General features: G+C 72.5%; 20 protein-coding genes and 1 pseudogene. 11 read left to right on the top strand and 10 right to left on the bottom strand.

Translation table 11 applies throughout. The features are described from left to right. Positions 1 to 146 precede the first annotated feature (146 nt). Positions 147 to 1,097 (top strand): glucosyl-3-phosphoglycerate synthase, encoded by a 951-nt coding sequence (locus ACZ4YL_RS40865; RefSeq protein WP_468123546.1) that lies wholly within the window; start codon positions 147 to 149, stop codon positions 1,095 to 1,097. Positions 1,098 to 1,143: 46 nt separating this feature from the next. Then, on the top strand, positions 1,144 to 2,574 hold the full coding sequence (locus ACZ4YL_RS40860) for an alpha,alpha-trehalose-phosphate synthase (UDP-forming) (protein ID WP_468123545.1): 1,431 nt from the start codon (positions 1,144 to 1,146) through the stop codon (positions 2,572 to 2,574). Positions 2,575 to 2,682: 108 nt separating this feature from the next. Here ACZ4YL_RS40860 and otsB read toward each other — a convergent pair whose 3' ends face one another. The 3 genes from otsB to ACZ4YL_RS40845 are packed head-to-tail and all read right to left on the bottom strand — an operon-like array spanning position 2,683 to position 5,153. Beyond that, on the bottom strand, positions 2,683 to 3,531 hold the full coding sequence (gene otsB / locus ACZ4YL_RS40855; protein ID WP_468123543.1) for a trehalose-phosphatase: 849 nt from the start codon (positions 3,529 to 3,531) through the stop codon (positions 2,683 to 2,685). A 39-nt stretch (positions 3,532 to 3,570) separates the two neighbouring features. After that, positions 3,571 to 3,807 (bottom strand): DUF3263 domain-containing protein, encoded by a 237-nt coding sequence (locus tag ACZ4YL_RS40850; protein WP_468123542.1) that lies wholly within the window; start codon positions 3,805 to 3,807, stop codon positions 3,571 to 3,573. Between the two features lie 47 nt (positions 3,808 to 3,854). Then, the gene (locus ACZ4YL_RS40845; RefSeq protein ID WP_468123541.1) at positions 3,855 to 5,153 is read right to left on the bottom strand and encodes an extracellular solute-binding protein; all 1,299 of its coding nucleotides are present in this window, start codon (positions 5,151 to 5,153) and stop codon (positions 3,855 to 3,857) included. Positions 5,154 to 5,329: 176 nt separating this feature from the next. On the opposite strand from ACZ4YL_RS40845, the gene ACZ4YL_RS40840 reads away from it, so the two are divergent. The 3 genes from ACZ4YL_RS40840 (at position 5,330) to ACZ4YL_RS40830 (ending at position 8,443) form a co-directional block, all read left to right on the top strand. Beyond that, positions 5,330 to 6,262: an ROK family protein gene (locus ACZ4YL_RS40840; protein ID WP_468123552.1), complete on the top strand. Its 933-nt coding sequence runs from the start codon at positions 5,330 to 5,332 to the stop codon at positions 6,260 to 6,262. Continuing rightward, entirely contained in the window at positions 6,262 to 7,413 is a 1,152-nt protein-coding gene (gene nagA / locus ACZ4YL_RS40835; protein WP_468123539.1) for an N-acetylglucosamine-6-phosphate deacetylase, read from the top strand. The genes ACZ4YL_RS40840 and nagA overlap by 1 nt, the downstream gene beginning before the upstream one ends. A gap of 112 nt (positions 7,414 to 7,525) precedes the next feature. Beyond that, positions 7,526 to 8,443 (top strand): 1-phosphofructokinase family hexose kinase, encoded by a 918-nt coding sequence (locus ACZ4YL_RS40830; RefSeq protein ID WP_468123538.1) that lies wholly within the window; start codon positions 7,526 to 7,528, stop codon positions 8,441 to 8,443. A gap of 31 nt (positions 8,444 to 8,474) precedes the next feature. Here the strand turns inward: ACZ4YL_RS40830 and ACZ4YL_RS40825 are convergent, their stop codons facing one another. Next, on the bottom strand, positions 8,475 to 9,488 hold the full coding sequence (locus ACZ4YL_RS40825) for a CBM35 domain-containing protein (RefSeq protein ID WP_468123536.1): 1,014 nt from the start codon (positions 9,486 to 9,488) through the stop codon (positions 8,475 to 8,477). A 68-nt stretch (positions 9,489 to 9,556) separates the two neighbouring features. Next, positions 9,557 to 11,323 carry a diguanylate cyclase CdgB gene (gene cdgB / locus ACZ4YL_RS40820; protein ID WP_468123534.1) on the bottom strand — a complete coding sequence of 589 codons (1,767 nt, stop codon included), beginning with the start codon at positions 11,321 to 11,323 and terminating at the stop codon, positions 9,557 to 9,559. A gap of 302 nt (positions 11,324 to 11,625) precedes the next feature. On the opposite strand from cdgB, the gene ACZ4YL_RS40815 reads away from it, so the two are divergent. Beyond that, positions 11,626 to 12,195 (top strand): flavin reductase family protein, encoded by a 570-nt coding sequence (locus tag ACZ4YL_RS40815; RefSeq protein ID WP_468123533.1) that lies wholly within the window; start codon positions 11,626 to 11,628, stop codon positions 12,193 to 12,195. A 98-nt stretch (positions 12,196 to 12,293) separates the two neighbouring features. On the opposite strand, the gene arfB is transcribed toward ACZ4YL_RS40815, so the two are convergent. After that, positions 12,294 to 12,719: an alternative ribosome rescue aminoacyl-tRNA hydrolase ArfB gene (gene arfB / locus ACZ4YL_RS40810; RefSeq protein ID WP_390802707.1), complete on the bottom strand. Its 426-nt coding sequence runs from the start codon at positions 12,717 to 12,719 to the stop codon at positions 12,294 to 12,296. Between the two features lie 188 nt (positions 12,720 to 12,907). Here arfB and ACZ4YL_RS40805 point away from each other — a divergent pair, with 188 nt between their 5' ends. Beyond that, positions 12,908 to 13,483, top strand: coding sequence for a TerD family protein (locus tag ACZ4YL_RS40805; RefSeq protein ID WP_030718836.1), 576 nt, complete (start codon positions 12,908 to 12,910; stop codon positions 13,481 to 13,483). Positions 13,484 to 13,572: 89 nt separating this feature from the next. Next, positions 13,573 to 14,091, top strand: a complete 519-nt coding sequence (locus ACZ4YL_RS40800) for a GNAT family N-acetyltransferase (protein ID WP_468123531.1) — start codon at positions 13,573 to 13,575, stop codon at positions 14,089 to 14,091. Positions 14,092 to 14,104: 13 nt separating this feature from the next. On the opposite strand, the gene ACZ4YL_RS40795 is transcribed toward ACZ4YL_RS40800, so the two are convergent. Next, positions 14,105 to 15,517 (bottom strand): M1 family metallopeptidase, encoded by a 1,413-nt coding sequence (locus ACZ4YL_RS40795; protein WP_468123530.1) that lies wholly within the window; start codon positions 15,515 to 15,517, stop codon positions 14,105 to 14,107. Between the two features lie 32 nt (positions 15,518 to 15,549). After that, positions 15,550 to 16,116: a GlcG/HbpS family heme-binding protein gene (locus ACZ4YL_RS40790; protein WP_373044633.1), complete on the bottom strand. Its 567-nt coding sequence runs from the start codon at positions 16,114 to 16,116 to the stop codon at positions 15,550 to 15,552. Positions 16,117 to 16,533: 417 nt separating this feature from the next. Between ACZ4YL_RS40790 and ACZ4YL_RS40785 the strand changes: the two genes are divergently transcribed. The 3 genes from ACZ4YL_RS40785 to ACZ4YL_RS40775 are packed head-to-tail and all read left to right on the top strand — an operon-like array spanning position 16,534 to position 18,895. Further along, positions 16,534 to 17,730, top strand: a complete 1,197-nt coding sequence (locus ACZ4YL_RS40785) for a sensor histidine kinase (RefSeq protein ID WP_468123528.1) — start codon at positions 16,534 to 16,536, stop codon at positions 17,728 to 17,730. Then, entirely contained in the window at positions 17,727 to 18,347 is a 621-nt protein-coding gene (locus tag ACZ4YL_RS40780; RefSeq protein ID WP_030009243.1) for a response regulator, read from the top strand. The genes ACZ4YL_RS40785 and ACZ4YL_RS40780 overlap by 4 nt, the downstream gene beginning before the upstream one ends. 44 nt (positions 18,348 to 18,391) lie before the next feature. Next, on the top strand, positions 18,392 to 18,895 hold the full coding sequence (locus ACZ4YL_RS40775) for a hypothetical protein (RefSeq protein WP_079405330.1): 504 nt from the start codon (positions 18,392 to 18,394) through the stop codon (positions 18,893 to 18,895). Positions 18,896 to 18,907: 12 nt separating this feature from the next. Here the strand turns inward: ACZ4YL_RS40775 and ACZ4YL_RS40770 are convergent. After that, a pseudogene (locus ACZ4YL_RS40770) lies at positions 18,908 to 19,909 on the bottom strand (glycoside hydrolase family 26 protein); the annotation flags it as partial. 261 nt (positions 19,910 to 20,170) lie between these two features. Next, the gene (locus ACZ4YL_RS40765; protein ID WP_468123526.1) at positions 20,171 to 20,854 is read right to left on the bottom strand and encodes a pentapeptide repeat-containing protein; all 684 of its coding nucleotides are present in this window, start codon (positions 20,852 to 20,854) and stop codon (positions 20,171 to 20,173) included. Between the last annotated feature and the right edge of the window lie 189 nt (positions 20,855 to 21,043).

Below are 21,043 nucleotides of genomic sequence, written 5' to 3'. Positions count from 1 at the left end.
GTTTGTAGGCGGGGACCCCCGGCATGCGGTGGTCCTTCGCGTTGTTCAAGACTGTAACCGAAGGCCCGGGCGGTTGAGACAGCCGTCCGAACCGCGAGATGGATCACATAAGGGCGAATATCGCCGACACGCAGGGAGTGCTGAGAGTGCTGGAAGAGGTGGAGCGATGGCTGGCCGACCGCTCCTGGTCCGCCGCCGACCGACCGCTCGCCCAGCTGCTCGACCGGAAACGGGCGGCCGGGACCACGGTCAGCGTCGTGCTGCCCGCGCTGGACGAGGAGGCGACGGTCGGCGCGATCGTCGAGACCGTCCGGCGTGAGCTGATCGAGGGACTGCCGGTCCCCCTGGTCGACGAGCTGGTCGTCATCGACTCGGGCTCCGCCGACCGGACCGCGGAGGTCGCGGCGAAGGCCGGGGCCCGGGTGGTGCACCGCGACGAGATCCTGCCCCGCCTCCCGGCGCTGCCCGGCAAGGGCGAGGTGCTGTGGCGCTCGCTGCTGGCCACCGGCGGGGACATCGTCTGCTTCGTCGACGCCGACCTGCGGGACTTCTCCGCCACCTTCGTCTCCGGCATCGTCGGACCGCTGCTGACCGATCCCGACGTGCAGTTCGTCAAGGCGATGTACGACCGCCCGCTCGGGGACGCCCCGGGGCAGGGCGGCCGGGTCACCGAGCTGGTCGCCCGCCCGCTCCTCAACCTCCACTGGCCGCAACTGGCCGGCTTCGTGCAGCCGCTGGGCGGCGAGTACGCCGTACGCCGCTCCCTGCTGGAACGGCTGCCGTTCCCCGTCGGGTACGGCGTCGAGCTGGGCCTGCTGGTCGACGCGCTGCACACGGTCGGGCTGGACGCGCTGGCCCAGGTGGACGTGGGCGTACGGGTCCACCGCCACCAGGACGGGCAGGCGCTGGGCCGGATGGCCGCTGCGATCTACCGCACCGCCCAGGTACGGCTCTCGCGCGGGCACCTCGTACGGCCGGAGCTCACGCAGTTCGAGCGCGGGCCGGAGGGCTTCGTACCGCGGACGCATCCCGTGGACACGGAGGAGCGGCCGCCGATGGCGGGCATCAAGGAGTACGCGCTGCGTCGCGTGGCGTGAGGGAACGTACGGTTTGAGCGGGCCCGGGCCGGGCTAGGTTGGCCGCATGGCTTCCCAGGTGCTCGTCGCAGCGAACCGCGGCCCCCTCTCCTACGCCCTCGCAGAGGACGGGACGCTCAGTGCCCGGCGCGGCGGAGGCGGTCTCGTCTCCGGACTCTCCACGGCCCTCGCCGAGCAGCCGGAGGCGCTGTGGATCTGCGCGGCGCTGTCGGACGCGGACCGGGAGGCGGTCCGCCGGGGCGTGGCCGAGCCGGGCGTCCGGATGCTGGACATCGATCCCACGATGTATGACGACGCGTACAACGGGATCGCCAATTCTGTGCTGTGGTTCACGCACCACCACCTGTACGACATTCCGCGCGAGCCGGTCTTCGACGCCGAGTTCCGGCGGCAGTGGGAGTCGTACGAGCGCTACAACCACGCCTTCGCCGAGGCCCTGGCCGAGGAGGCCGCCGAGGGCGCGCAGGTGCTGGTCCAGGACTACCACCTGGCCCTGGTGCCCGGACTGCTGCGGGTGCTCCGCCCCGACCTGCGGATCGCGCACTTCACGCACACCCCGTGGGCCGCGCCCGGCTATCTCGCCATCCTGCCGGACGTGGTCCGCGAGACCCTGCTGTGGGGCATGCTCGGCGCGGACGTGCTCGGCTTCCACACCGAGGCGTGGGCGGCCGAGTTCCTGGGCTCGGCGCGGCTCGACGACGCGTGGGGGCGGTCCGAGGTGCGCGACGGCTCGGTGGTGGAGCACCGCCGGTACACGGTGTGGTCCACCCGCACCACGCACGTGCGCGCGTACCCACTGGGCGTGGACGGGGACGAGCTGCGGGCGCTGGCGCACCGGCCGGAGGTGAACGCCAAGCTGGCGGAGCTGCGGGCGGAGGTCGACGGCCTGCGGACGATCGTCCGCGTGGACCGCACGGAGCTGTCGAAGAACATCCTGCGCGGCCTGCTGGCCTACCGGGAACTGCTGACCACGCGCCCGCAGTGGCGGGGCCGGGTGGTCCACCTCGCGTCGGCGTACCCGTCGCGGCAGGACCTGACGGTGTACCGGGAGTACACGGCGGCGGTGGCGGAGCTGGCGGCGGAGATCAACGCGGAGTTCGGTACGGAGGACTGGCAGCCGGTGCTGGTGTCGGTGAAGGACGACTTCGCACGCTCGCTGGCGGCGTACCGGCTGGCGGACGTGGCGCTGGTGAACCCGGTGCGGGACGGGATGAACCTGGTGGCGAAGGAGATCCCGGTGGTGTCGGAGGCGGGGTGCGTGCTGGTGCTGTCCACCGGGGCGGGGGCGTACGAGGAGCTCCGCCAGGACGCGCTGACGGTGAACCCGTTCGACGTGACGGCGACGGCGGACGCGCTCCACGCGGCGCTGGCCATGCCGGTGGGTGAGCGCGCGGAACGCACCAAACGCCTCGCGGCGGCGGCGACGTCCCTCCCCCCGACGGCCTGGTTCAAAGCCCAGCTGTCGGCCCTGGCCTGAGCCATCCCTGCAGCGCCGCTGCTGGGGCTCCGCCCCAGACCCCGCCATTCCAGCCTCGCCGGCGTTTGAGGCGCGGGGGTCCGGGGGCAGCGCCCCCGCAGCGGACGCTCAGGTACGGATGGCGGTGGCCAGGGCGGCCAGGAAGGCGGCGACCGTGCCCGGGCCCGGGAGGACCAGGTCGGCCCGCGCGGCGAGCTCGGGGACCTCGGCGGAGCCACTGCACACCAGCAGCCCCGGCAGGCCCTCGGCCCGGCGCTTCTCGACCGCCGAGTACGCCGCCAGGTCACCCAGGTCGTCGCCCGCGTACAGCACCGCCTCCGCGCCCCGCTCCGCCAGGAACTCGGTCAGGGCGACGCCCTTGTCCATGCCGGGCGGCCTCAGCTCCAGCACCGCCCGCCCCGGCTCGACCATCAGCCCGTGCCGCGCCGCGAGCTCCGCCAGCGGCTCCCGCAGCGCCGCGAAGGCCGCCGCCGGATCCTCCGCCCGCCGGGTGTGCACGGCCAGTGCCCGGCCCTTCTCCTCGATCCAGGTGCCGCGCCAGGCCCCGATGGAGTCCAGGAACCCCGGCAGCTCCGCCCGGACCGCCGCCACCCCGGGGTGCTCGGCGGGCGCGTGGACGATGCCGCTGACGGCGTCCCACCGTTCGGCTCCGTAGTGGCCGAGGACGACCAGGTGCTGCAGGCCGGGGACTCCGGCGAAGCCCCCGTAGCGGACGGCGACGCCCGCCGGCCGTCCGGTGATCACCGCCACCGAGTCGACCTCGGGGGCGAGTACGGACAGGGCCGGGACGGCTCCGGGGTGGGCTCGGGCCTGGTCCGGGTCCGGGACGATGTCGGCGAGGGTGCCGTCGAAGTCCAGTGCGACCACGGACCGGCGGGGTGCGCGGAGCAGGGCCGCGAGTCCCTCGCGTCCGGCTGCGGTGACGGGCATCGGCAGGTCGTGCGGATGACTCCCCATACGCACGACCCTAACGGCCGGGCGGTGCCACGGCTACGGCTATCGCCGGGCTCGCTGGGCCTCGCGGATCCTGCGCAGCCGGTTCACCGTGCCCGGGGCGTGGGCCAGTGCCCGCGGGTCGTCCATCAGTGCGTTGAGCAACTGGTAGTAGCGGACAGGGGCCATCCCCAGCCCCTCCCGGATGGCCCGTTCCTTGGCTCCGGGCCCGGCCCAGGTGCGTCCCTCGTACGCGAGCACCGCGGCCTCCGTGGCCGTCAACTGCCCCTCGTCCGTCATACGGCCAGATTAACGCCGCGCTCTGACACCCGGCCCGCCGCCACCGGTCAGCGCGGGTCCGCCGCCCGGGCGGCGGCGGCGACCTGCTCCAGCACCTTCGCGGGCTGTCCGCCCGGCTGGACGGTCTTGCCGATGTTCTGCTTGATGTCCTCGCTGACGCCCGCCCAGGACTTCTTGCCGACCGGGTACAGCCGGGAGCTGGGCAGTGCCGCCAGGAAGGGCTTCAGCTGCAGGGCCGAGCCGCCGGTGGCGGCCTGCTTGGCCTGGTAGCCGCTGGTGGTGGCGGGCAGCAGGTCGTACTTGTCGGTGAAGGCCGTCACGTTCTTCGGCTGGTACAGGAAGTCCAGGAACTTGCCGGACTCCTGGCGGTGGCCGTTCTTGAAGGCCATGACCCAGTCCGCGACGCCCATCGCGGGCTGATCGCTGCCGTCGGACGTGGGCAGCGGCACCATGCCGAACTTCACGCCCTTGGCCGCGGCCTGCTTGAGCAGCGTCGGGTGCCCGTTGAGCATGCCGACCTCGCCCTTGGTGAAGCCGTCGAAGGCGGCCTGGCGGTCCAGCTTGCCGGGCTCCACGGGGCCGGTCAGCCCCTGGCCGACCATCTTGTCCCGCAGGAACTCCAGCGCCTTGACGTTGGGGGCGGAGTCGATCGAGTACGACTCCTCGTTGTCGGTGTAGCCGCCACCGCCCGCGAGCATCCACATCATCGTCTCGGCCTGCGCCTCCTCGCGGCCCAGCGGCAGCGCGAAGGGCGTGGGCACGTTGGCGGCCTTGAGCTTCTTGGCGGCGGCTTCCAGGTCCGCCCAGCTCTTCGGCTGCCAGCCCTTGGCGTCCTTGCCGATCACGCCGGCGTCGGCGAGCAGCTTCTCGTTGTAGAAGAGCAGGCGGGTGCTGGACACGAAGGGCATGCCGTACTGGACCTGCTTGACCTTGCCGGCGTCCGCGAGCGGCCCGAGGAAGTCGGCCTCGGTCTTCACGGAGAGCAGCTCTTCCGCCGAGTACAGCTTGCCGGCGGCCGCGTAGTCGGAGTAGGCGCCGATCTGGGCTATGTCGGGGGCCTTGCCGGCCTTGACCATCTCGGCGACCTTGGCGTCGACCTCGGACCAGGAGTAGACGCTGACCTCGACCTTGGTGCCCGGGTTGGCCTTCTCGAAGCCCGCGGCGAGGTCCTTCCAGTAAGCCTCGGAGGAGTTCTGCGGATTGTCCCCGTAGTCGGCCGCCACGACCCGCAGGGTCACCTCGTTGTCTCCGGTGAGCCCGCCGATGGCTCCGCAGCCCGTCAGCGTCACGGCAGTCAGGCACAGCGCGGCGCCTGACGCGGCCAGGCTCAGGTAACGGCCCTTCACAGTTCTCCATCCACCCCTTCTTGTACGTACGATCCACGTAAGGTCTACACCACTTTGGCGGCTCGTCCACATCGGGCTCCCGACCTGGGTCCCGAATTTGTATGGCCACTCAACAATCCCTCCCAATGGACTAGACCTTTCCCCGCCGAGCACGCGAGACTGTCTCTGTGAAACCCGTGAAACACGTCATCGCCCTCGATGTGGGCGGCACCGGGATGAAGGCCGCCCTCGTCGCCGGCGACGGCACCCTGCTCCACGAAGCGCGCCGGGCCACCGGCCGCGAGCGGGGCCCCGACGCCGTCGTCGAGACGATCCAGGACTTCGCCGCCGAGCTGCTCGACACCGGCCGGGAACGCTTCGGACGGCCCGCCTCGGCCGCCGGCGTCGCCGTCCCGGGCATCGTCGACGCCAAGAACGGGATCGCCGTCTACGCGGCGAACCTGGGCTGGCGCGACGTACCGATGCGCGCCCTGCTCAGCAGCCGCCTCGGCGGCATCCCGGTCGCCCTCGGCCACGACGTGCGCACGGGCGGACTCGCCGAGGGCCGCATCGGCGCCGGCCGGGGCGCCGACCGCTTCCTCTTCGTCCCGCTCGGCACCGGCATCGCCGGAGCCATCGGCATCGCCGGCCGCATCGAGGCCGGCGCCCACGGCTACGCGGGCGAGATCGGGCACATCGTGGTGCGCCCGGGCGGCCCCGCCTGCGGCTGCGGCCAGCACGGCTGCCTGGAAACCCTCGCCTCCGCCGCGGCCGTCAGCCGCGCCTGGGCGGCCGCCTCCGGCGACCCGGACGCCGACGCCGCGGACTGCGCCAAGGCCGTCGCGGCCGGGGACGCGCGCGCCCGGGAGGTCTGGCTGGCCGCCGTCGGCGCCCTCGCCGACGGACTGGTCACCGCCATCACCCTGCTGGACCCGCGCACGCTGATCATCGGCGGCGGGCTGGCGGAGGCCGGGGAGACCTTGTTCACACCACTACGGAGGGCCGTGGAGGAGCGCGTGACGTTCCAGCGGCTCCCCCACATCGTTCCGGCTGCCCTCGGGGACACCGCCGGATGCCTGGGCGCAGGGCTGCTCGCCTGGGACCTACTCGCCACGGAGGTACCTGCCTGATGTCCGGAAGCGCGCACAGCACTGTTCTTTCGGGCGCCAGGGTGGTGCTGCCCACCGGAACGGTGGCGAACGGCAGGGTCATCGTCGACGGCGACCGGATCGCCGGCAGCGCCCACGAGGGTGCGCGGACCGTCGACCTGACCGGGCACTGGATCGTCCCCGGCTTCGTCGACATGCACAACCACGGCGGCGGCGGCGCCTCGTTCACCTCCGGCACCGCCGAGGACGTCCTCAAGGGCGTCCGCACCCACCGCGAGCACGGCACCACCACCCTGGTCGCCTCCACCGTCACCGGGGACCTGGACGAACTGGCCCGCCGCGCCGCCCTGCTCGCCGAGCTGACCCAGCAGGGCGAGATCGCCGGCATCCACTTCGAGGGGCCGTTCATCAACCCCTGCCGCAAGGGCGCCCACAAGGAGGACCTGCTCCGCGACCCCGACCCGGCCGAGGTCCGCAAGCTGATCGACGCCGCGCACGGCGCCGCCCGCATGTTCACCCTCGCCACCGAACTGCCGGGCGGCCTGGACTCCGTACGACTGCTCGCCGAACACGGGGTCATCGCGGCGATCGGCCACACGGACGCCACGTACGAGCAGACGCGCGCGGCCATCGACGCGGGCGCGACCGTGGCCACCCACCTCTTCAACGCGATGCCGCCCCTCGCCCACCGCGAACCCGGCCCGATCGCCGCACTGCTGGAGGACGAGCGGATCACCGTCGAGCTCATCAACGACGGCACCCACCTGCACCCGGCGGCCCTGGAACTGGCCTTCCACCACGCGGGCGCGCACCGCGTCGCGCTGATCACCGACGCGATGGACGCGGCCGGCTTCGGCGACGGGACCTACCACCTCGGCCCGCTGGAGGTCGAGGTCAAGCACGGCGTGGCACGGCTGGTGGAGGGCGGCTCCATCGCCGGCTCGACGCTGACCCTGGACACCGCGTTCAAGCGCTCGGTGACCCTCGACAAGCTGCCGGTGGAGTCCGTGGTCCAGGCGATCTCCGCCAACCCTGCCAAGCTCCTCGGCCTGTACGACGAGATCGGCTCGCTGGAGCCCGGCAAGTACGCGGACCTCGTCGTGCTGGACGCCGCGTTCGACGTCACGGGAGTCATGCGGCGCGGCGAATGGATCGTCAGCCCGCCCTCCTGACCGATGATCTGACGGCCGAGCGGCTGTGCACAGGGAAAACGGTCGGCCCCGGGACTGGGCCGACCGCCCTGCGTTTGGCATGATCCCGGCAGCATCAGACCCGGGAGTGCCGATGATCCTTACCGTGACGCTCAACACCGCACTCGACGTCACGTACCAAGTGCCGAGGCTGCTTCCGCACGCCTCGCACCGGGTCTCCGCCGTCACCGAACGCGCCGGCGGCAAGGGGATCAACGTCGCGCACGTCCTGGCCGCCCTCGGCCACGAGGTGACCGCGACGGGCTTCGCCGGCGGCCCGGTCGGCTCCGTCGTCCGCGCACTGCTCGCCCAGTCCCCCGGAGTGGTCGACGCCCTGGTGCCCTGCGCCGGCAACACCCGCCGCACCGTGGCCGTGGCCGACGCGGCCTCCGGCGACACCACGCAGTTCAACGAGCCGGGGCCGCTGATCACGGCAGCCGAGTGGTCGCGCTTCCTCGCGCGCTACGAGGACCTCGTGCACGGCGCCCGCGCCGTCGCCCTGTGCGGCAGCCTCCCGCCGGGCGTGCCGGTGGGCGCGTACGCGCTGCTCGTGCGCTCGGCCCGGGCGGCCGGGGTCCCCGTACTCCTGGACACCAGCGGCGAGGCCCTGCGCCGCGGGGTCGCCGCCCGCCCGGAGATCATCAAGCCGAACGCCGCCGAACTGGCCGAGCTCACCGGATCCCGCGACCCGCTCCCCGCCACCCGCGACGCCCGCCGCCGGGGTGCCCACGCGGTGGTCACCTCGCTCGGCCCGGACGGCCTGCTGGCCGCCACCGCCGAGGGCTGCTGGCAGGCTGCCCCGCCGCGCCGGCTCGCCGGCAACCCGACCGGAGCCGGCGACTCCGCGGTCGCCGGCCTGCTGTCGGCGGTGGCTGAGGGCCTGGACTGGCCCGCCCGCCTCACCCGCGCGGTCGCCCTCTCGGCGGCCACGGTCCTGGCCCCGGTGGCGGGAGCATTCGACCCCCGCACCTACGAGGAGGTACGGGGGTCGGTGAAGATCACGACGGCCTAGCCGGGGCGGGCCGCCGGGGGCGCGGGGCGGATCAGCCCTGCTCCAGCCAGAGCTGGTCGAGGACGACCTCGCACTGGTTGCCCGCCTCGCACGAGATCTTGATCGTGTTGGCGCCCTGCTTGAGATCCACCAGCGAGTAGGTGTTGGTCCAGCCCTTGGCCCAGTCGCCCGCGGCGGCCTTGGAGAAGTTCGCCATGTTGACCGGCCGGGTCTGCGCCTCGCCGTTGATGGTCAGCGTGGTGCTGGCGTCCTTGCCCGGCACCCCGTAGGTCATCTTCAGCTTGTACTTGCCCGCCTTGGGGACGTCCAGCGACCAGGTGGCCGCCGCGCCCTGCGCGTTGAGGCCGCCCACGTACTGGCCGCCCTCGCTCTTCGCGCCCGGCACCGTGTTCTGCAGCACCGCACCGCCCGTGAGGGACATGCCGCTGCCGGCGAAGTCGGCCTTCGGCAGCGGAGCCTGCGACGGCTTCTCGCTCGGGGCCGGGCTGGAGGGCTTCTGGGGGGCCGCCGACTGCTGGCCCTCGTTCGCGGTGGGCTGTTCCTTGCCCTTGTCCTTGTCACCGAACTGCAGTGCCGCGACGATGCCGATCACGACCACGGCGACCACCGCGACCGCTGCGATCAGCAGACCCCGGCGGCTGGAGCCGCTACCGCCGCCGTGACCGTGACCGCCCGGCTGGTGGACCGTCTGGGTCGGGTGCTGCGGGGGCTGCGCCTGCTGCGGGACGCCGTAGCCGCCCGCCTGGAGCGCTTCCGGGGCCTGGTACTGCGGGTACGCGGGGGGCTGCTGCGCGGGCACCTGGCCGCGCTGGCCGCCGTTACGGCGCTCGCCGACCGTCCGCACCTGGTGGTGGGAGGTGCGGGGAACTCCGGGCTGAGCGCCGGAAGGACCGCCCGCCGCGGCTCCCGGGTAGCCGTATGCGCCGCCCTGACCTGGCGGTGTGGCTCCGGCCGCCTGGCCATCCTCGTAGAGATAGCCGAACGGATCGTCGTCCTCGGGCTTGTTCGCCCCACCGTGCGGGCCGTTGTTCGCGGGCGTCGTCATCGCAGGTCACTCCTTTCGACCCCCGGGAGCCTACCCCGAACACGTGCGCCCACGAGCGGCAGACCGCTTCATCCCGCCCGGCGATGGGCCTTCGACCGGGACCTTTTCTCGATATACATCCGCTGGTCGGCGGAGCGCAGCACCTCGTCCGCGGACATCCCGCAACTCGCCCAACCGATGCCGAAACTGGCTCCGACCCGCACCGCACGGCCGTCCACCCGGATCGGCGGGATGATCGCGTTGCGCAGCCGGACGGCGAGGTCGGCGGCGTCGGCGGCGCCCAGGCCGTCGGCCAGGACGACGAATTCATCACCACCCAGCCGAGCGACGGTGTCACCGTCCCTGACGCCGGTCGTCAGCCGCCGGGCCACCTCGATCAGGACCGCGTCGCCCGTGTGGTGCCCGAACCGGTCGTTGATCGACTTGAAGCCGTCCAGGTCGCAGAAGAGGACGGCGAGTCCCTTGGTCCCGTCGTCGATGTCGGTCGCGGGCGCCACCGTGTGTACGTGGTGGTCGTACGGACCGTCCGACGGGGCGGGCGGCGCCCCGGGGAATTCGAAGGGGTCGGACCCGGAGAACCGGTCGGGGCCGTCCGCATGAAACCCGTGCTCACCGGCACCACCCGCCTCCGCCCCCACCGGGTGCCCGTCGTGCCCCGCATGCCCCCCGTGGGCCCCGTGCGCCGCGTGCCCGTCGTATCCGTCACGCCCCTCGAAGGCCGCGTCCAGCGCCTCGATCGCGGTGGCCCGTGCGGACTGTGGCCTACGGCACAGCCGGGCGCCGAGCCGGGCCCGCAGCTCGGCGCTGTTGGGCAGGCCGGTCAGCGAGTCGTGGCTGGCACGGTGGGCGAGCTGGAGCTCGTGCCGCTTGCGCTCCTCGATGTCCTCGACGTGCGTGAGCAGGAAGCGGGGTCCGTCGGCGGCGTCGGCGACGACGGAGTTGCGCAGCGAGACCCATACATACGTGCCGTCGCGGCGGCCCAGGCGCAGCTCGGCGCGGCCGCCCTCGGCGGAGGTGCGCAGCAGGGTGCCGATGTCCTCGGGGTGGACCAGGTCGGAGAAGGAGTAGCGGCGCAGGACGGAGGCGGGCCGGCCGAGCAGCCGGCACAGCGCGTCGTTGGTCCGCAGCAGCCGGCCGTGCTGGTCGCCGCCCATCTCGGCGATGGCCATGCCGCTGGGCGCGTACTCGAAGGCCTGCCGGAAGGACTCCTCGCTGGCGCGCAGCGCCTGCTGTTCACGCTCCAGCCGGACCAGGGCCCGCTGCATGTTCGCCCGGAGTCTTGCATTGCTGATCGCAATCGCCGCCTGGAAGGCGTACATCTGGAGCGCTTCGCGGCCCCAGGCGCCGGGCCGGCGGCCGTTGCGCGGTCTGTCCACCGAAATGACACCCAGAAGTTCCCCGCCGGACGCATACATGGGGGCGTAGAGCCGGTCCTCGGGGTGCCACTCGTCCTCGAAGCGCGGATCGGGGCCGTCGGTGTGCCACTGCGGGACGTCGTCCTCCATGAGGACCCAGCCCTCGGTGTGCGGGATGAACCTGAGCCCGTCCCAGTTCTCACCCATCGTCAGGCGGCGTTCCCAGGAGGCTCGGGAGCCGACGCGGCCGGTGATGAGGGCCTCGGCGGCGGGGTCGCCGGCGAAGGCGGCGACGACGAGATCACCGTCCGGGCGAACGAGGTTGACACAGGCGAGTTCGTAGCCGAGCCCCACGACGATGCCGTCCACGACGGTCTGCAGAGTGTCCGCCAGGCTCCGGGCCGTATTGAGCTCGGCCACCACCCGGTGCAGCTGCCGCAGGGTCGCAAGACGGACGTACGGCTCCGACTCGGTCTCCATTGCTCGCTCTCCCCGAGACCTCGACAGCAACTCCAGGTTTGTCATCGGCGTTTCGTTGCGGTGTCCCGTCCACTGAATCACAGTGAGCTGTGCGGCAGGTACACAGGGTCAACAAATCTTGCCCTCTGTGACTCAAGTCACATCAGGTGAATATCGGTACGCAGTGGGCTCGTGCACGGCTGGGAGCGCTCCCTCCCATTCCCGTGAGCAAACGATACGCCCGGGCCTAGGCCAAGGGGCGGGGACGCGACTCGGACCAGGGCCCGATGTGCGGCGCGGAAGGGCGAGGTTAGCGTTTCAGCGTGCTGAAGACGACCCCCGTACCCGCCCCGTCCCACGGAACCCCCCATGCTGAGGGAGTGAGCAATGACGAGTTCCGGGCCGCGATGTCCCGGCTGGCGGCGGGCGTGTGCCTGATCACCGCGCACGAGCCCCCACTGACGGCGGACGGCCCGCGCGGCGAGGACGTCGGCATGACGGCGACCGCCTTCATGTCCGTGTCCCTGGACCCGCCGCTGGTCCTGGTGAGCCTGCGCGAGGGCTCCCGGATGGACGACCTGCTGGCGGAACAGCCCCTGTGGGCGGTGTCGGTCCTCGCCGACCACCAGCTCCAGGTGGCGGGCCGCTTCGCGATGAAGGGCCGCATCAGCGACCGGCTGCTCTTCGCCGACCTGCCGTACGTACGCGGTGGGGCCTCCGGCGCGCCCCTGCTGAGCGGCGCCCTGGCCACCCTGGAATGCCGTACGGAGAACCGCGTCGAGGCGGGCGACCACACCCTGGTCGTCGGCCGGGTCCTGACGGCCGGGCTGCCGTCCCCGGACGGCCAGCCGCTGACGCACTTCCGCGGGCGCTACCGGCACCTGGGCTCGTAGGGCACGGAGCGCCCGTAAGACGCGCAGGGCACGCGGGGCACGCGGGGCTCGTGGCGCTCGAAGGGATCCCGAGGCGCGTAAGACGGGCACGGGCGGGGCTACCAGTCCCGCCCCGTGCGGCCGCGCTTGGTCTCGGCCCGTGCCTTCTTCTCGCGCAGCCGTCGCTCGTTGATCCCGCGCGGGATCTTCGTCGCCCGGCGCTGCCTCGGCGGCGGCGCCGTCGCCTCGGCCAGCAGCGAGGCCAGCCGGACCAGCGCCATCTCCCGGTTGCGCAGCTGCGAGCGGTGCTCGGAGGCCCGTACGGTCACCACCCCGTCCACCAGCCTCGCCGCGAGCCGCTCCAGCGCCCGCTCCTTCCACACCTCGGGCAGCGCCTTGGTGGCCGCCAGGTCGAACAGCAGCTCCGCGCGCGAGTCCGAGGTGTTCACGTGCTGACCGCCGGGCCCCGAGGACCGCGAGAAGCGCCAGGCGAGCTCTCCCTCGGGGAGCACGACCGAACCGCGGATGACATAAGGACCAGGCATGCCCCTATGATCCGCCCCCGGCCCGGCCGCCGTCACCCGTATTTACCGCCCTCCGCATTCGGCCTGCGGAGATCCGCCGTCACGGACAATTCACGACGGGAACCCGACCGGCCTCTCGTCGCGTTATAGGGGGCAGCGGTAGTTTGACCGCCTGTACGTGCATGTTGGATGAGGAAAGGGACATTCCCATGGCTGTCAGCCTGTCCAAGGGCGGCAACGTCTCGCTCACGAAGGAGGCCCCGGGCCTCGCTGCCGTCACGGTCGGCCTCGGCTGGGACGTCCGTACGACGACCGGTGTCGACTTCGACCTCGACGCCTCGGCGATCGCCGTCAACCCGACGGGCAAGGTCGTCTCCGACGGCCACTTCGTCTTCTTCAACAACAAGTCCACCCCGGACCAGACCATCGTCCACACCGGTGACAACCGCACCGGCGAGGGCGCGGGCGACGACGAGGCCATCAACGTCAACCTCGCCGGCCTCCCGGCCGACGTGGACAAGATCGTCTTCCCGGTCTCCATCTACGACGCCGAGGCCCGCAGCCAGAACTTCGGCCAGGTCCGCAACGCGTACATCCGCGTCGTGAACCAGGCCGGCGGCGCCGAGATCGCCCGCTACGACCTCTCCGAGGACGCGGCGACCGAGACCGCCATGGTCTTCGGCGAGCTCTACCGCAACGGCGCCGAGTGGAAGTTCCGCGCGGTCGGCCAGGGTTACGCCTCCGGCCTCACCGGCATCGCGCAGGACTTCGGCGTCAACGTCTGACCCCGCCAGGTCCGGCACCCGCCGGACACCAGCGCTGGTGAAGCCCCCTCCCGGCCGTCCGGGGAGGGGGCTTCGCTACCGTTCGACGGGTGATCCTGCAACCGCTCGTCCCCATCGACGGCGCCCTTCCCGGCCCGGTACTCACCGAGATCGCCGCCCTCTACTCGACGAACCACGCGTTCTTCGAACTCAGCGGAGACTTCCCCGACCCGGACCGCATCACGGTCGAACAGGTCGCCGCCGCGCTTGCCGGTGAACTCGCCCACGACAGCGCCGAGGTGCTCCTCGCCCGGTCCGCCGGCCGCCTCGTCGGACTGGCCGCCACCCTCGCGCAGGCACCCGCCGCCGACGACCCGGACCCGTGGATCGGCCTGCTGCTCATCGACGCCACCGCGCACCGCGAGGGATACGGCCGCGCCGTGGCCACCCTGGTCGAGGACCGCTTCCGCGCCGCCGGACGCGCGGGCGTACGCATCGCCGTACTCGACAACAACCCCAAGGCCCTCGCCTTCTGGCAGTCCCAGGGGTACCTCACCCTGCGCCAGTCCGAGGACCGCGAGATGGGCCGCGACTGCACCGTGCTGCGCAAGCCCCTCGAAGCCCCGTAGCGGAACCGCGTCCCTACGCGGGGCGGTCCTTCCCGTACAGCCACACGTCCCAGACCTTCTTCAGGTCGTGCCCCGTCTTCTCCTCGGCGTAGGCGGTGAACTCGGACGTGCTCGCGTTCCCGTGCCGGTGGTCGGCGACCCAGCCGCGCACCAGGGCGAAGAACTTGTCGTCGCCCACCTCCTGCCGGATCCGGTGCAGGACCATCGCACCGCGGTAGTACACCGGTTCCGCGGAGATGTCCCGGGGCCCGGGCGGGTCGGCCGGCGGGAACGCGTACCAGTCGACGCCGGCGTCCTCGTCGACGTCCGTGTCACCGGTCCGGAAGGCCTCGAAGTGCTCCTGCGCCGTGGGCCCGCCGTGGTCCTCGGCCCACAGCCACTCGGCGTAGGTCGCGAAACCCTCGTTGAGCCACATGTCCTTCCAGGACTTCGGCGACACCGAATCGCCGAACCACTGGTGCGCGAGCTCGTGCACGACGAGCTCCTCGTCCTTGGGCGCGCCGGAGTAGACGGGCCGGCCCTGGGTCTCCAGCGCATAGGTGAGGGTCCCGGCGGGCACCACGATCGCGCCCGCCGAGGCGAAGGGGTACGGGCCGAACCGGCCACTGCCCCACTCCACCATCTCCGGCAGCCGCCCGAGCGGGCCGCTGCTCGCGGCCTCCTCCCCGGGCGCCACGGCGCTGTAGAGGCCGACCCCCGAGGGCGTCCGCCCGGTCGTCACCTTGTACGGCCCGATGGCGGCGGTCGCCAGATAGCTCGCCATCGGCTCCGGACTGTGCCACGCGAAGGAAGTCCGCCCGTCCGCGTCCTCGGTACGGGAGCGCAGCTCACCGTTCGACACCGCCTCGTAGCCGCGGGGAACGGTGAGGGTGATGTCGTACGCGGCCTTGTCGCTGGGGTGGTGGTTGCCGGGGAACCAGGTCATCGAACCGACCGGCTCGCCGACGGCGACCGCGCCGTCCTCCGTGGTGATCCAGCCCTCCTTGGAGCCGTCCGGATCCGCGAAGGGCTTCGGCTTCCCGCTGTAGTCGACCTCCGTACGGAAGACCTCGCCCTTCTCCAGGTCCTCGGCGGGGCGCACGGTCAGCTCGTTGCCGGTCCGGTTGTACCGGGCCCCCTCGCCCTGGACGGTCACACCCCCGACGTCCAGGCCGCTGAAGTCCAGGTTGAAGGAGCTGAGCGCCTGCTCGGCGCGGGCGGTGATCACGGCCTTGCCGTGCAGTTGCCCGTCGGCGGGGTCGTAGTCCAGGTCCAGCGCGTAGTGATCGACCTGGTAGCCGCCGTTCCCGGCCCGGGGGAAGTACGGATCACGCAGCCCCGACGCACCCGGCCGCCCCTGCACCGTGTCCCCCGTACACCCCGTGGTGAGGGCGAGCAGGGCGGCGACGGCAGGGGCGGCGAGGCGGGAGAGAGCACGGGGTTCCACGCACTCGATCCTAGGCGGGCCGGCCGGGCGGGTTACTTGCCGAGCGCGTCCACGCCCGCCTTGGCGAACTTCTCGTCCAGGTCACCGCTCGGGGCACCGGCCACACCGACACCGGCGACGGGCGCGCCGTTCGCCTGGACCGGGGTGCCACCACCGAGGAAGAGGGTGCCCGGGATGTCCTTCAGGTTCGGGGTCTGGGCCAGCCGGCCCGCGAGCACCGAGGTCGGGGCGTTCCAGGACACGGCGGTGAAGGCCTTGCGCTGCGCCGACTCGTAGGACTGCGGACCCGCGCCGTCGCCGCGCAGGGTGACGATGGTGTTGCCGTTGCGGTCGACGACGGCGACCGTCACCTTCTGGTTCTCGGACTCGGCGGCCTTCAGAGCGGCCTCGGCGGCGCGGGTCGCGGCGTCGATGGTGAGGTGCGTGGTCGTGGTGAAGTTCTTGTCGCCCGGCCCGTCCTTCTTCGAGGAGACCGAGGCGACGGACGCCGAAGCGACGTCGGAGGCGGGGGTCGCGCTGGCGCTCACGGCACCGAAGGCCCCGGCGCCCAGGGCGACGGCGAGGGCGGTACCGGTGAGAACGCGGGTGCGGGTGTTCATCTCTGCTCCTGAGAACGGTGGCACGGTGGCACGGGGTCGGCATCGGGTCGGTCCGGGCCGGTCGGACCGGCTCCTTCACTGCTCCAAGCCTCGGCCCGGAACCCCCCGCACCCCGTCCCCGTACCGGCTCGCCCCACCCACCTCACCGGCTGACCCGAGGGTCATCCGATCGGTCGATGCGGCCCGCCTCCGGCGAGGTATTTCCTGGTCACGACCCCGCCGGCTCTTACCAGCCCCGCCAGCGTTTGAGGCGCGGGGCCGGGGTCGGAGCCCCGCTCTTCCAGCCTCGCCGCTCCCCCAAGCCACGCCGGCGTTTGAGGCGCGGGGTGCGGGGGCGGAGCCCCGCTCGTTCAGCCCCGCCGGCGTTTGAGGCGCGGGGTGCGGGGCGGAGCCCCGGCAACGGCGCCGCAGGCGACAATGAACGCGACCCCCGCACACCAGGAGCAACCGGTGAGCCACCCCACCAGCAAGCCGGACACCCGAACCCTGACGACGGTCGCCCACACCGCGTTCTTCCTGCTCCTCGGCGCCTCCGTGGTCCGCTTCCTGCTGCGCCACCCCGGCGAACCCCGCACCCCGTGGATCATCGCCCTCAGCGTCACCCTGGCCCTGCTCTACGTCCTCGGCCCCGCCCTCGGCGCCGCCCCCACCGCCCGACGGCTGCTGTGGCTCGGCCTGGTCGTCACCACCTGGATGGTCCTGGTCGTCCTCGCGCCGAGCTTCGCCTGGTGCGCCGTACCGCTGTTCTTCACCGCCCTGCGCACCCTCCCGCCACGCGCCGCCATCGTCCTCGTGGCCCTCCTCACGGGCTTCGTGGTGATCGCCCAGCTCCAGCTGGCCAAGTCCTTCGACCCCAACCTCCTCCTGGCCCCGCCCGCCGTCGCCGCCCTCGCCACCGCCGTCTTCGTCCACATGGAGCGCCAGGCCCAGGCCCAGCGCACCCTCATCGACGACCTGATCCGCACCCGCCGCGAGCTGGCCGCCACCGAACGCCGCGAAGGCACCCTCGCCGAACGGCAGCGGCTGTCCATGGAGATCCACGACACCCTCGCCCAGAACCTGTCCAGCCAGCAGATGCTGCTCCAGGCCGCGGACCGCACCTGGGACACCGACCCGGCCACCGCCCGCGCGCACGTCCGTACCGCCACCGGCATCGCCGCACACGGCCTCGCCGAGGCCCGCCGGCTCGTCCACGACCTGGCCCCGCCCGAGCTCGCCGACGGCGCCGGCCTCGCCGAAGCCCTGCGCTCCCTCGACGCCGGCCCGGACATCGAGGTCCGCTTCCACCTCGAAGGCACCCCGGCCCCGCTCCCCGACCGCGTCCAGTCCGCCCTGCTGCGCATAGCCCAGGGCGCGCTGGCCAACGTCCGCGAGCACTCCGGCGCCCGTACGGCCGCACTCACCCTGAGCTTCCTGGGCGACCAGGTCGTCCTGGACATCGCCGACGACGGCCACGGCTTCACCGAACCCCGCGCCGACGCCGCCGACCGCGGGCACGGCCTCCCGGCCATGCGGGCCCGCGTCCGCCAGCTCGGCGGCACCCTGACGATCGAATCCACGCCGGGCGAGGGCACCGTCCTCTCCGCGGCCATCCCCCTGGAGCCGGCCCCATGACCACGATCCTCCTCTGCGACGACCACGTGGTGGTCCGCGCCGGACTCCTGGCCCTGCTCGGCAGCGAGCCCGACATCGAAGTCCTCGGCGAGGCGGGCAGCGGCGAGGAGGCCGTCGCCCTCGCCGCGAAACTCCACCCCGACGTGGTCCTGATGGACCTCCAGCTCGGCGAGGGCATCGACGGCGTCGAAGCCACCCGCCGCATCACGGCGCTCCCCCGGCCCCCGCACGTCCTGGTCCTCACCACCTACGACACCGACGCGGACATCACCCGCGCGATCGGCGCCGGCGCCACCGGCTACCTCCTCAAGGCCGAACGCCCGGAGGAACTCTTCGCCGCCATCCACTCCGCGGCCCAGGGCCGCACCACCCTGTCCGCACCGGTGGCCAGCCGGGTCATGGCCCACATGCGCGGCACCCGCCCCACCCTGACCGACCGCGAACTCGACATCCTCGGCCAGCTGGCCCGGGGCCTGGGCAACCGCGACATCGCCCGCGCCCTGTTCATCAGCGAGGCCACCGTCAAGACCCACCTGGGCCGCATCTACGACAAGCTCGGCGTCGACACCCGCGCGGGCGCCGTCTCCGTGGCCAAGGAACAGCGCCTCCTGCCCTGACACCGGAGGTGAGCACCCCCGGCACCCGTGACACCATCAGCTACGTGCTCGACATCGGCTACTCCCTCTCCCGGCGTTTCCCGGACCCCCCGCAGACCGACTACCGCTCCGCGGACGTCCACACCCTGCGGCACGACCTGTTCTGCGGGGACGTCTACCTCGCCGACACCAACGCGGACCGGGAAGTGTCCACAGCCTGGGGATGGGTGCCCGTACTGGACTTCGCCTGGGCCCTGTGCGACATCGTCGAACAGCTCGACAAGGACCCCCGCGGCAACCGCTCCGCCAACCGGCAGTACGCCGAGCTCGACTTCACCGAGTCCACGGACCGGATGCTCTTCGAGCGCCGCTTCGGCTGGGTCGACGTCGAAGCCGACTGGATGCCGGCCGAGGAAGCCCCGCTGACCTTCAGCCACCGCCTGCTGCGCCGCGAGGCCCGCGACTTCCTGCACGACCTCATCGCGGACCTGATCGACATGCACGACGGCCTCGCCGACAACCCGGCCATCTGGACCCTCCAGGCCCGCTTCCCCCGCGTCCCCGCGTAGTCAGAACCCTCCGCCGGACAGGAACTCCCGGAACACCTCTGTGGAGCGCGGATTCTGCCCGCACTGCCACACACCGTGCGGGCAGTAGTCGGTGATGCTCTGGTAGAACGGCTCGTGCTCGGCGAACCAGGCCAGCATGCCCCGCACGTACTCGGGATTGTCCCCGTGCCGGAACAGCCCCCATTCGGGGTACGAGATCCGCTTGCCGTGCGCCTTCGCGAAGTCGACCTGCTGCTGGAGTCCGTAGGGCTGGGTGACCTGCTCGTCGAAGGTACGGCCGGGCTCCTGGTCGTAGGAATCCATACCGAGGACGTCGACCACGTCGTCGCCGGGATAGCAGCTGGTCCAGGCGATCGCGTCACCCCCGCGGTTGGGGGCGTAGTCGAAGAGGAACCGCTGCCCCTCCACCGAACGCATGGCGGCCACGATGCGCCGCCAGTACGTCTTCCAGTTCTCGGGGTCGGGACGACACCGGTGGGTGTAGTTGAAGCCGTTCATCTCCCAGCCGAGGACGATCACCGTGTCCGGCACCCCGAGGTCGACCAGACGCCGGGCCAGCTGGCTGAAGTGGTGGTCGTTCGCCCCCTGGGCGCCGGAGCGGATCAGCTCCGCGACCTGATCGTCGGGGACACCGGCCTCGTTGCGCTCCTGCATGGGCACGTTCAGGACGAACAGCCGATCGGCCCGCTCGTTGCGCCACCGTGCCCAGGTGCGCAGGGAATCGGGTGCCCCCTCGATGTTCTCCCAGGTGTCGCCGGGCAGATAGGTGTGCCCGGCGCGCAGTTCGGTACCGCCGAGCCAGCGCGAGAGTTCCTGCATCCGCTCGACGCCGGGCGAGCCGTAGTGGAGATAGGCGCCCACGGCGGTCCCGGCGCCCTCGGCGCCCTCGGTCCCTGCGCTGCCCCCGGCACCGTGCCGCGGCGGCGGTGTGCCGAGGACGACCCACACGACGAGCAGGCCGACGGCGACCGCACTGGCGCATGCGCCCGCCAGCCGGCGGCCCCGATGGGACATGGCACCTCCACAGGCCTCGTGCACCGATGTGTCTGCCTGCGACGTTAGACACCCCATCCGACGACCCGCTCGTCCGGACACCCACCTACTCGGCCATTCGCCGCAACCACCCCACCCGGCCCCCTCCAGCCCGGCCCCCCTCCAGCCTCGCCAGGGGGCACCTCCCAGCGGTAGCCGGGGGAGTCCGAGGCGCGGGTCCGGGCAGCGCCCGGCGGGGGCCCGGGGGCAGCGGCCCCCGCAACGGCGCCGCACCCGACGGGGCTACGCCAGCACCCGCACCCCCAACTGGGAAGCAAGCGCCGGGGCCAGATCGAACAGCTGCGCCGGGCTGATCACCGCCCCGGCCAGCGCCTCCACCCCCCGCGCGATCTCCAGCACGGACGCCTCCCGCAGATCCACGTCCGCCATCCGCACCCCGCTGAAATCGACCCCCCGCAGCGCACAGTCCCGGAACTCCACGCGCTCCAGCACCGCTCCGGCGAAGTCCGGCTCCACCAGCACGCACCCCTCGAAGACCACGTCCTTGAGGTGCGCCTTCCGCAGGTTCAGGTAGTCGATCTTGCCCCCGCGAACCACCACCCGCTCCAGCACCGCCCCGTGCAGCTGCACCCCGCCCAGCCGCGCGTCCACCACCTCCACGTCCCGCAGCGAGGCCCCCGACAGGTCCGTCCCCACCCCCCGGACCCCCTCCAGCACCGAATCCAGGACCCGCGCCTTCGCCAGCCCCGCCTCGTCCAGCGCACACCGCCGCACCGCGCAGTCCATGAACCGGGACCCGATCCCCTCCTGCCCCGCCAGGTCGAGATCAGCGAACTCCAGCCCGTCGTAGTCCCCGTCCGGCTCCAGCTCACCCCCGTCCCACACCGTCAGCTCCGGGAGCCTCAGCTCCGGCCGCCGCGCCGCCTTCACCGTCTGCTGCTGCCCCTGCTGTCCTTTGCGCGCCATCCCCCCATCGTGAACCACCGCACTGACAACGGCCGCGGTTGCCCTGCGGGCGGCTCGGCGGTGTGCTTCGGCCCGGGCCGTCTGCCGGTTGCCCTGCGGGCGGCTCGGCGGTGTACGGCGCGGGCCGGATCCCCGCCGGGCGCTGCCCGGACCCTGCGGGCGGCTCGGCGGTGTACGGCGCGGGCCGTC

Source organism: Streptomyces sp. NPDC030021, from assembly GCF_055574035.1.
This window is presented reverse-complemented; position numbering and strand designations above follow the sequence as displayed.

Bases quoted from the DNA above. Each gene is read 5' to 3' on its own strand.
- ACZ4YL_RS40860 (WP_468123545.1), top strand. From the start codon at position 1,144: ATGGCTTCCCAGGTGCTCGTCGCAGCGAACCGCGGCCCCCTCTCCTAC.
- otsB (WP_468123543.1), bottom strand. From the start codon at position 3,531: ATGGGGAGTCATCCGCACGACCTGCCGATGCCCGTCACCGCAGCCGGA.
- ACZ4YL_RS40850 (WP_468123542.1), bottom strand. From the start codon at position 3,807: ATGACGGACGAGGGGCAGTTGACGGCCACGGAGGCCGCGGTGCTCGCG.
- nagA (WP_468123539.1), top strand. From the start codon at position 6,262: ATGTCCGGAAGCGCGCACAGCACTGTTCTTTCGGGCGCCAGGGTGGTG.
- ACZ4YL_RS40830 (WP_468123538.1), top strand. From the start codon at position 7,526: ATGATCCTTACCGTGACGCTCAACACCGCACTCGACGTCACGTACCAA.
- ACZ4YL_RS40825 (WP_468123536.1), bottom strand. From the start codon at position 9,488: ATGACGACGCCCGCGAACAACGGCCCGCACGGTGGGGCGAACAAGCCC.
- cdgB (WP_468123534.1), bottom strand. From the start codon at position 11,323: ATGGAGACCGAGTCGGAGCCGTACGTCCGTCTTGCGACCCTGCGGCAG.
- arfB (WP_390802707.1), bottom strand. From the start codon at position 12,719: ATGCCTGGTCCTTATGTCATCCGCGGTTCGGTCGTGCTCCCCGAGGGA.
- ACZ4YL_RS40805 (WP_030718836.1), top strand. From the start codon at position 12,908: ATGGCTGTCAGCCTGTCCAAGGGCGGCAACGTCTCGCTCACGAAGGAG.
- ACZ4YL_RS40790 (WP_373044633.1), bottom strand. From the start codon at position 16,116: ATGAACACCCGCACCCGCGTTCTCACCGGTACCGCCCTCGCCGTCGCC.
- ACZ4YL_RS40785 (WP_468123528.1), top strand. From the start codon at position 16,534: ATGAACGCGACCCCCGCACACCAGGAGCAACCGGTGAGCCACCCCACC.
- ACZ4YL_RS40780 (WP_030009243.1), top strand. From the start codon at position 17,727: ATGACCACGATCCTCCTCTGCGACGACCACGTGGTGGTCCGCGCCGGA.
- ACZ4YL_RS40765 (WP_468123526.1), bottom strand. From the start codon at position 20,854: ATGGCGCGCAAAGGACAGCAGGGGCAGCAGCAGACGGTGAAGGCGGCG.